At 37.2% G+C, this 10552-nt stretch carries 8 protein-coding genes; all 8 read right to left on the minus strand.

Annotation, left to right across the window (positions count from 1 at the left end):
* Positions 1-37: 37 nt before the first annotated feature.
* Positions 38-763, minus strand: coding sequence for a 3-deoxy-manno-octulosonate cytidylyltransferase (gene kdsB / locus C6H22_RS07745; protein ID WP_104694706.1), 726 nt, complete (start codon positions 761-763; stop codon positions 38-40).
* 27 nt (positions 764-790) lie between these two features.
* The gene (locus C6H22_RS07750) at positions 791-3862 is read right to left on the minus strand and encodes an efflux RND transporter permease subunit (protein ID WP_104694707.1); all 3072 of its coding nucleotides are present in this window, start codon (positions 3860-3862) and stop codon (positions 791-793) included.
* Between the two features lie 25 nt (positions 3863-3887).
* Positions 3888-4589, minus strand: a complete 702-nt coding sequence (locus tag C6H22_RS07755; RefSeq protein WP_104694708.1) for an efflux RND transporter periplasmic adaptor subunit — start codon at positions 4587-4589, stop codon at positions 3888-3890.
* 18 nt (positions 4590-4607) lie between these two features.
* Positions 4608-5969, minus strand: a complete 1362-nt coding sequence (locus tag C6H22_RS07760; protein ID WP_104694709.1) for a TolC family protein — start codon at positions 5967-5969, stop codon at positions 4608-4610.
* Between the two features lie 116 nt (positions 5970-6085).
* Positions 6086-7549 (minus strand): Na+/H+ antiporter NhaA, encoded by a 1464-nt coding sequence (nhaA, locus tag C6H22_RS07765; protein ID WP_104694710.1) that lies wholly within the window; start codon positions 7547-7549, stop codon positions 6086-6088.
* A 79-nt stretch (positions 7550-7628) separates the two neighbouring features.
* Positions 7629-7946, minus strand: a complete 318-nt coding sequence (gene trxA, locus C6H22_RS07770) for a thioredoxin (RefSeq protein ID WP_104694711.1) — start codon at positions 7944-7946, stop codon at positions 7629-7631.
* 210 nt (positions 7947-8156) lie between these two features.
* Positions 8157-9272 carry a cytochrome d ubiquinol oxidase subunit II gene (locus C6H22_RS07775; protein ID WP_104694712.1) on the minus strand — a complete coding sequence of 372 codons (1116 nt, stop codon included), beginning with the start codon at positions 9270-9272 and terminating at the stop codon, positions 8157-8159.
* 10 nt (positions 9273-9282) lie between these two features.
* On the minus strand, positions 9283-10552 hold a 1270-nt coding region (locus tag C6H22_RS07780; RefSeq protein ID WP_104694713.1), incomplete at its 5' end, for a cytochrome ubiquinol oxidase subunit I.

The raw sequence follows: 10552 nt of genomic DNA on the forward strand, positions 1-10552 counted from the left end.
AACTCTCTTTCTCTATAGCTGTATTTTAGAGAATCTACTAAGAGTGTAAATATTTTTGTGCCCTAAGGAGATCCTCTTTGGTATCGATACCAAAGCTTGTAGTCTCTACAATCTCTAAAGCTATGCTCTTGCCATGATACAATACACGAAGTTGTTCAAGTTTTTCAATATTTTCTAGTGGGCTTTGTTGCAAGGCACAAAATTCATCAAGACATTGCTTTGTAAAACCATATAAGCCCAAATGCCCTAAATATGGATATGTGTTACATATTTGTGAATCTACGCCATCACGCGCATATGGCACACCCAATCGCGAAAAATACAAGGCATGTTTATTAGCATTAATCACAACCTTTACAAGATTTATGTCTGCGATCTCATCTAGTGAAATAACTTTAGCAAGTGTATGTAAAAATGCATTGTTTCTCTTTGTTAAGGATAAGAGTGTTTCTAACACGCTAGATTCTACAAATGGCTCATCTGCTTGAAGATTAAGAATCACACTATCGCTTTTAAGTCCCAAAATATTAGCTGCTTGTGCACATCTATCTGTCCCACTACAATGACTTTTAGAGGTCAGCACACTTGAAATCTTGTGTATCTTACATGCTTGCATAATCTCTTCATCATCACAAGCTACCACCACTTCATCAACTTTTTGGGCATTTTGTGCAGTCCTTACAATCATTGGTAATCCACCAAGATCACACAAAACTTTTTTTGGCAAACGCATAGATTCTAAACGTGCCGGAATAATAATCATCACCACTCCTTTTGGAGGATTCTATATTTAGAATCTATCTCCCTCTTTTGGTTTATATAATTTTTGTAATTTATCATCAAGTGGAGCCAAAAACCTATAAAACACTGGCACAACAAGCAATGAAAGCAACATAGAGACAATAAGCCCACCAATCATCGCAATCCCTATAGGATTTTTCATCGCTTCCCCTGCACCACTTGCAATAGCCAAAGGCAACATACCAAATACCATAGCAATAGTTGTCATCAAAATCGGTCGCAAACGCAATTCACCTGCCGTAATCAAAGCCTGTATAATATCCATGCCTTCTTTACGCTTCTCGTTTGCAACATCAATGAGCAAGGTAGCATTTTTACCCACAATACCCATAAGAAGCATAAGTCCCAACATAGAAAACATACTAAAAGTCTCATGTGTGATAAACAGCGCTATAAATGCTCCAGAAAAACTAAGTGGCAAGGCAATCATAATAATCAAAGGCTGCAAGAAACTCTCATAAAGGGCTGCCAAAATTAGATAAATAAGCACAATTGCAGTCAAAATTGCCACCACAAATGCCTGTATAGTGTCTTGCATATTTTCAACCTCTCCTTGCAATTTATAACTAGCACCATCTGCAAGCCATTTGTTATTTGGATCTAACACGACTTTAAAAATATCACCCAAACTCACACCAGCATTCTTATTTGGTGAAGCATACACAGTCATACTGCGTTGTCTATTGAATCTCGTAATCGTTGAAGGAGTCATAGTTTTTTCGATTTTTACCAACCCCTCCAAAAACATCAACTCACCTTTAGAGTTTCTAACTTGCAAACGCTTAATGTCATCAAGCACTCTTCTATCATTGTCAGGCACACGCACAGTTATATCGTATTCCTTGCCACGCTCTTTATAATACCCCACAGGATACTCCCCAGAAAATGCTACTCGAATGGTATTGCCTATTTCTTCAGAGCTTACGCCATATTTATTAGCATTGGCACGCACAATATGGAATCTATATTCAGGCTGATCATCAGCTTTATTAAGATGCACACCCACGACCTTCCCAGCAAGTTTTTCCTCAAAAAGCTTATAGAGATTCTTTTGGGATTGCTCCAAAAGCTCATCATTTGGAGCCAAAATCGCAAGTTGGAATGGAGAATTATCCCCACCACCACCTATGTCAGAAACCTCTACGATAGAAATTGTCATATCTTTGGCAGCGGGTTGCTCCGCGAGAACTTTTCGCATTTTATCTATTATGATAAATTGTCCTTGATCCTTTGTGCGCTCCTTTCTATCTATCATCTTTGTATAGATCTGGGCTTTAAAAATATTTTTTTGCGAGTCATACCCAATCTGTAAGGTTGCAAACTTTGTTGTAGGATCTGCGAGGATTATATCTTGCAATGCACCCACACGCTTTTTCATTTCCTCCATACTAATACCGGGTGCTATTTCTAAAAATGTGTTATATTCGCCTTTATCTTCTTTTTTCATAAAATCAAACCCGAGCCTGCTGGCTAAAAAAAGTGATCCTATAAACACACCAAGTACCGCAAGTAATGTGATAAGTTTATGTGATAGCACAAAGCGCAAGGTGCTAACATATTTTTCATCAAGCATTCTAAAAAATGGCTCACTCCTATGATAGAATCTTGAATGTTGCGGATTTACCACAATCGAGCTTAACATAGGAATAATCGTAATAACAACGATATAAGAAAGTCCTATAGCTAATGCCACCGTGATTCCAAAGCCTTGAAAAAATCTTCCTACAATACCACTCATAGTTCCAACTGGAATAAACACCGACAGAAGCATTGCAGAAATAGCAATAATAGCAAACCCTATCTCACGCACACCCTCGTATGCCGCCTCACGCTTTGATAATCCTGCCTCAAGCTTTTTATGAATATTTTCAATGACTACAATTGCATCATCGATAATAATCCCAATAGCCAAAGTCAACGCTAAAAACGTAAGCATATTCAGCGTGAGATCAAAATGGCTCATAAGGGCAAAAGTGCCAATGATTGAAACAGGCAAACTCAATGCAGCCACAATCGTAATGCTTACACTACGCAAAAACAAAAAGACAACCACTACTGCCAAAATTGCACCAAGCACAAGGTCAAATTTCACATCTTTAACAGAATCTTTAATGTATTCTGTTGTATCCTTAAAGACTTCTACTTCATAATCTTGACTTACTGCCAAAATTTCTGGAAATACTTCTTTCACTGCATCGGCAATTTTGATATCATTTTGTCCAGAAATTTTTTGAACCTCAAAAATCACACCTGGTGTCTTGTCATAACTTGCATATGTTCTATCTTCTTCGATTGAATCTTCAATCTTGGCGATATCCTTCAATCTTACACCATCGGCTATACGCAATTCGCCCATTTCTTCTATGTTGTAGCTATTTGCATCGGTAGTTAATACCCACTCATACTTGGTGTTTACCAACCTTCCGCCGTCAATCTCAACATTCTCTTGCCCTATGAGTTTGCCAATAGTAGAAAATGTAAGCCCATATTTATTCATCAATGTTGGATCAGGATAGATTCTAATCTGTCTTTTTCTATACCCTCGTAACTCCACGCCACCTACACCGCTAATTTTTTGGAGCATTGGTTTAATAACATTATCTGCATGATTCATCATTTCAGAAGGTGGAACTTTGGTGCTTGTCAAAAAAAGCGAAATCACAGGTGCGGATCCGGTATCAACCTTCCGCACAGATGGTGAATCTATGCCACTTTCTAAACGCACGGTACCAATTTTATCACGCACATCGGCTATAGCAACATCAATGTCTTTTTCTAATTGAAATTCTATAAGTACGATACTTGTATTACGCACACTTGAAGATGTAACTTTTTTAAGCCCATCAATCCCCATTACTGCTTCTTCTATCTTGTCTGTAACTTTTGTTTCAACCGTCTGCGCACTTGCACCTTGATATGTCGTAATAACCGTTACAATAGGAAAATCAATATTTGGAAAAAGGGAAACAGGAAGCTTTATCGCAGCCAAAAATCCAAAAAACATCACCGCCAATGCAAACATCAACGTCGAAACCGGACGCGTAATGGCAAATTTATACATTATTAATCCTTACAAGAGTGTGTGCTTATTTCTTTGTTTTGATGTAACCATCACCAAATGTCCCAGGCACGATATTTTTCACAAGTGCTTCAGCCTTGACTTTACGATTACTCTCACTTGCAGTAGGGTAAATTTTATTAATAATTGCAATTTGCTTAGATTCTATACCATCAACACTAAATTCGAAACTATCACCCACTTGAACCTTATTGATATACTTAAAATCAAATTCAAGCACAATTTTAACTTCCTTGCTAATGAGGCGAAAAAGCTCTGTATTATTAGCGCCCACACCATCACCAAGCTCAATGTTTTTGGACGCGATGACTCCATCAAATGGCGCACGCAAGATTGTTTTGCTTAATAGGGCTTCTTGATATGCCAAATCCGCTTCATATCGTTTATAATCCGCATAATATTTGTTGAGTGTATTTTTATCTACCGCACTACCCAATCGCTCATAGCGTTCATATTGTTTTTTATTAAACAAATAAGTTTGACGAATAGAATCTACTTGTGCGCTTTGATCTTTGTTAAATAAAGTAAGAAGTATGTCGCCAGCTTTTACTTCACTGCCCACATCAACATAAATTTGTGTTACAATCCCACCACTTCCCAAACTAAGATTTGCATCTCTCATGGCTTGAGCATTAAAAATTGCATACACTTCATCGGCATATGTCATCGTAGCAAACACCAAACTTACTACATAGATTCTTAACTTCATATCTGATCCTTTATTGTGTTATTGTATATAATCCTCGATCTGCTGCCCGCTATAATAAATATAACGCGCCTTTTCTATCTCATAATCATTAAGACTTTGTGTATAGGTAGATTCTGCGCTAAATCGTCGGCTAAGAGACTGCAAATAGTCCGAAAAATTTAACACTTGCGCTTCATATCGGCGCGCGACATTATCAAAAGATACCGAGGCAGATTTAAGCGCTGCTTCTGCACTCTTAATCCTTGCTTGGGCAATTTCTATACTTTTGCGATACAAACGCTCATCCTTTTCTTGTTCGTATTTTTTGTAAGCAAGTTCTTTTTGTCGTTGCATAGCAGAATACCGCATAGCTTCTTTTTGCTTGGAGAGATTAAACCAATCAAACAAACGCATATTTACGCTTACGCCAATGACATTTTGTGTAGGTGGATAACTCATTTTCATAAAACCAGATCCACCAAAGGTAGAACCACCACTCCCTAACAAATCAAGTAATGCAGGTTTAGAACTCACGGCTCCTAAGCTATTCCACGTAAATGTATCGCTAAGCGCGACGGTTGGCAAATATGTAATTTGCTTTGCTTGATACATCACACTACTTGCTTGCTCTTCAAGTGCAATCAAATCTTGACGCTTTTGCAAAGTAAAGGTAGGCATTTTAATGGTAACACGAGAGAGTTCCTTGACTTCAAGGTTAGTAAGGAGTGAGAGCATAAGTTTATTGCGTTCCATGTCAAGCACGATGTTTGCCATATCATGTTCGGTAGATAGAATCTCTGCACGCAAAGATTCTACATCATCAATAGTGGTAAGCCCAGATCGATATAGCTTTTCTGTGCGTTTGATATTTTCTTCAAGCTGTTTGTGTTGCTGTTCTAGGGCAATTTTTTGAGATTTATTAGAAAAATATGTATAATATTGCTCAATCACATTTAAAAAAATCTGCTCTTGTATATTAGCTCTATCTGCCACACTTGATCGATAGAGGGCATTTTTTTCCCGCACTTTGTTGTAGGTTTTTAACCCACTAAAAATCTCCCATTTTGCTTGAAGTTGAGCATTTTGAGCTTGAATAGCGCGATAGGTATTGTTGGTATCTTGAAATGAATAACTCCCATCAAATGTAGGTAAAAATTCTCTTTGTGCAGCAGATTGATTGGCTCCTGCTTGTAAAATCGCAATATCTTTTGCTTCAAGATTGTAGTTATTCTTTGCAGCTTCAAGCAATTCAGCTAAGGTATAACCTTTTTCATCATTACTAGTGGTGTTTAAAATGCTTAGTGTTTCTTCAAAAGATTGTGTGTCTTGTTGGGTCGATGCACTGGTAAAGCCTTGAACAAAACTCGATACAATCAATGCTACGACAATATAAAAGCGCATTTCATACTCCTTTGTTGTCTAAAACTCTATACAGAAATACAAAGAATTGAATTATAGCATAAAAATATTATTGTAAGTAAATATTACTATAAAAAAAATCCCTAAACCTTTGTGTGTTACTCTAGCTTAGTTTTTCGTGATGGTCGCGTTGCTAAGCCCATTAAAATAATACCAAACACCACCGCGATACTAGAAGCAATAAGAATAGAAATCTTAGAGAGGTTAATAGCCACAATATCCTCGCCATAGGCAAGGTTTGCAACAAAAATAGACATAGTAAAGCCCACACCAGAAATTGCACCCACAGCAAAAATATGAAAATTACCTAAGCCCTCTGGTCGTACAGAAAGATTACACTTCTCCCCAAGGTAAGCAAAAAGAAAGATTCCTAAAGGCTTCCCTATTACAAGTCCTAAAATTGTGCCAAACATCACGCCATCAATACCAATATTCATATATGAATCTATATGAACTCCAGCATTCATAAATGCAAATAAGGGCACAATAAAATACGCACATATAGGTTGTAGTGCATGCTCAAGGCGCAAGAGTGGGTTTTGGGCGTAACGCGCATAAATCCCTATACTATCCAAAATATATACAAGCTCACTCGCCTTTGCCATATTGACATTACGCACACTTGGTGCAGAGGTCATAAAGTTTTTGATATTACGCCAAGTAGATTGCCAAAACCCTAAATTATCATTCTCTTGCATCTGCAAAATATCTGCACCATCATTAGTAATCATTTTGATACGATCAAATTCTGAAAGCATATTGCGAAAATATTTTCTATTAACACGCTGTGTCCTACCTGGAATCGTGAGAGCCAAAATCACTGCTGCAATAGTTACATGAATACCACTAAGATACACACTAATCCAAAGTAAGATTCCAAAGAAAAAATATAAGCTAAGATATTTTGTATCTCGATAATTACAATACCCTAAAATCCCTGCAATACATACAGAAACTCCTATCCAAAACATATGAATCTGATCAGAATAAAAAATCGCGATAACACTAATAGCACCCAAATCATCGGCGACTGCTAAAGTTACAAGAAACACTTTGACAATTTTTGGCACTCTGTTACCAAGGAGTAAAATCACTCCAAGTGCAAATGCAGTATCGGTACTCATTGCCACACCAAAACCCTTTTCATAAGGAGTGCCTGCAGTAAAATACAAATACAACATAATAGGCACAATAATGCCTCCAATGGCTGCCATAATAGAAAAACTAACTTTCTTGAATCCAGCTAATTCTCCATAAAGCATTTCGCGCTTCATTTCCAACCCAACAAGTAAGAAAAAAAACGACATCAATATATCATTAACAAAATGTAATACTTCGATTTTAAGTTCAAGATTTCCTACAAAAAAGCCAAATTCAAATTTTTGAAACCAAAAATACAAATTTGCATATTGAGAATTTGCCACCACCATAGCAAAAACCACACAAAAGACCAGCAAAATACCCCCGAAGGATTCATGGGTAATAAAACGCTGCAAACCATTTTGAAGTTTATCTTTGACATATGAATAACGACGATTAGTTGTGTGCTGATTTTGTAGCACCGCGTCTCCTTAATGTGATATACCTAAATAGCACAGATAAAGATAACCTCCACCAAATGTGGAGATAGAAGAATGAAAATTAGAGCAAAGAATTAAGTTTCTCAGTGACTACAGATTCGCTTACTGCTCCGATGATAGTATCTACAACATTTCCATCTTTCATAAAGATAAGAGTAGGAATACTGCGAATACCAAATTTTGCAGCAAGATTACTCTCTTCATCTGTGTTTACTTTGCAAATTGCTGCTTTGCCATCAAAAGCTTCAGCAAGTTTTTCTACTACTGGTGCAAACATTTTGCATGGACCACACCAAGGTGCCCAAAAATCTACAAGCGCTACACCCTTTGATGTTTTTTCTTCAAAATTTGCTTCTGTTAGATCAAAATATTTTCCCATTTTTTCTCCTTGTTTTTGATATTAAACATTTGGATTATACACAAAAAAGTTACATATCTAAGAAATTTTAGATAATCTTTTGTGATTCCGTATCACGACATTCTGTTTCTTTGATGTTGAGCAATATAAACTTATAGCACACAAAAATTGTAATAGGCCATAAGCAAAGCAAAAATAATGTATACAACATATTACTCCTTTTTATAGATTCTAATATAAATGACCCTGCAAGTCTTTAGATGTAAGTTTTTGAGAATCCATAACTCGCCATACATACACGATATACGCTAATACAAATGGTACAACCGAACTCACATATCCCATGACACTTAATGTGTAATAACTAGAACTTGCATTTGCAATGGTTAGAGAACTTTGCAAATCAGAAGATGATGGGTAAAACGCACTCTCCCCAAGCCCTACATTTAAAAACACTGCCATAACTGCCAACACTACACCCACCCCGAGTGCAAATATGCCTCGCACACCCTTAATGCTTTGATAGATTCCTAGCAATACACCACATACACCAAGCAACAACAAAGCAAGAATCAAGGGATTATGCAAAAAAGTTTGCAAATACAAATATGGTATCAATTCTATCGCACCATTTTCGCCCACTCCAAAGCCATCTTTAAGGCAAATCCATGCCAAAAATCCTACAAAAAATGGGAGAAAAAAGATAGTATTAATCACAATATCTTTGCGTGCTTTATGTCGTATAGAATCCACATCTATAGCATTAATAAAATAGCTATCTGCCAAGATTCTACTCAAAAAAACAAGTGCAAAGCCCAATAAATAATTAAATGGATTTTTGAGTTGCTCCAAGCCTCGCCACTCTCCTTCCCACACAACAAAGTTTTGAGAATCTAATCTAAACGCCGACCCTGCAAAAAAAGTGCTTACCGCTACTCCAATCAAAAATACTCCAAGAATTCCATTGATTTTCAAAAATATCTCATAAGTTTTTGTGCCTAAAAAGTTGCCTTCTTTCTTGCGGTATTCATAACTCACTGCTTGAATAATAAAGCAAAATAAAATTGCCAACCACACCCAATACGCACCGCCAAAACTCGTGCTATAAAACAATGGAAATGCCGCAAATGCAGCGCCACCAAAAAGCACCAAAGTTGTAAATCCTAGCTCCCATTTACGACCCAAACAGGTGATAAGCAAGCTTTTTTCCTCTTCATTACTTGAAAGTCTATCAATAAGCCCTTGCCCACCTTGCACAAAAAACATAAACACCAATAAACCGCCCAAAAGGCTTTGTATAATCCACCAATAAATCTGTAAATCATTATGATCCAAACCAAAAAACATCAAAAACTCCTTAATAAGAAGGTATGTGAGAATGCTCACCAAAGCCTTTTTTAATCTGCCTTAGCATAATGCCAAGCTCTGCGATAAGCAATGTCGTAAAAAGGACAAGGAATATAAAAAACGAAACTTGCACATCTGTATGAGAGAGTTTGGTTGCGGCAATATGCACAGGCATCAAATCTTGTATTGCCCAAGGCTGTCTACCTACTTCTGCAACGATCCACCCAGCTTCTGCTGCAATATACCCAAATGGGATCGCGATGATGCACAGCCACAAAATTTTTCTAAACCGCAAAATATTATTTGCCATAGAAAGATACAAAACCACGATAAAAAGTATAAAAAACAAACTTCCTAACGCCACCATTAGATGAAAGCTATAAAATGTAATGGCAATAGGTGGCATAGCTTGTTCTTTAGAATCCAAATACCCATAACCAAAATCTTGCATATGAGATTCTAAAATACTTCTAGATTCATTCATTACTAATGTGTCACCGCTTTCTTTGGCAAGTTTATAAGTTTTTAATGCCTCAACAGCGCGCTTACCATTTTGGATACGCGTATCCATAGGCACAATACCTTTTTCTTCATTACCATACAACAAATCATTAATCCCAGGGACAAAACCTTGTGTATCTCTTTTACCAAGGATAGAGAGCGCATACGGAATGCTTACATCAAACAAAAATGTTGATTGGGAATCTCCTGGCTTTTTGTCTGGATTTAAGATTCCAAATGCTACAAGTGAGGCTCTATGTTCGCCATCATAGATTCCCTCCATTGCTGCAAGCTTCATAGGTTGTTTTTGTGTTACCTGATATGCACTCTCATCACCACTAAAAAACAAAAACATTGAAGTGATAAATCCAAAACTTGCACCAATAACAAGACTCTTTTTTGCTACAATGAGATGTTTGCCTTTGAGCAAATACCATGCGCTTACACCCATTACAAATAATGCCGAAATCACATACCCACTCGCTACTGTGTGCAAAAATTTCGAAACTGCCACCGGCGAAAGTGCGACATCTATAAAACTTGCCATTTCATTGCGCGCTGTGTCGGGATTAAAAATTGTGCCTACAGGGTATTGCATCCACCCATTTGCCACAAGAATCCAAAAAGCACTTAAATTGCTCCCGATAGCTACAAGCCACGTAGATACAAGGTGGAATCTCTTTGAAACCCTATCCCAACCAAAAAACATCACTGCAAAAAATGTTGCTTCCAAGAAAAATGCCACAATCCCCTCAATCGCAAGAGGTGCACCAAAAATA

This window comes from Helicobacter equorum (genome assembly GCF_900198655.1).
Lineage (GTDB): Bacteria > Campylobacterota > Campylobacteria > Campylobacterales > Helicobacteraceae > Helicobacter_F > Helicobacter_F equorum.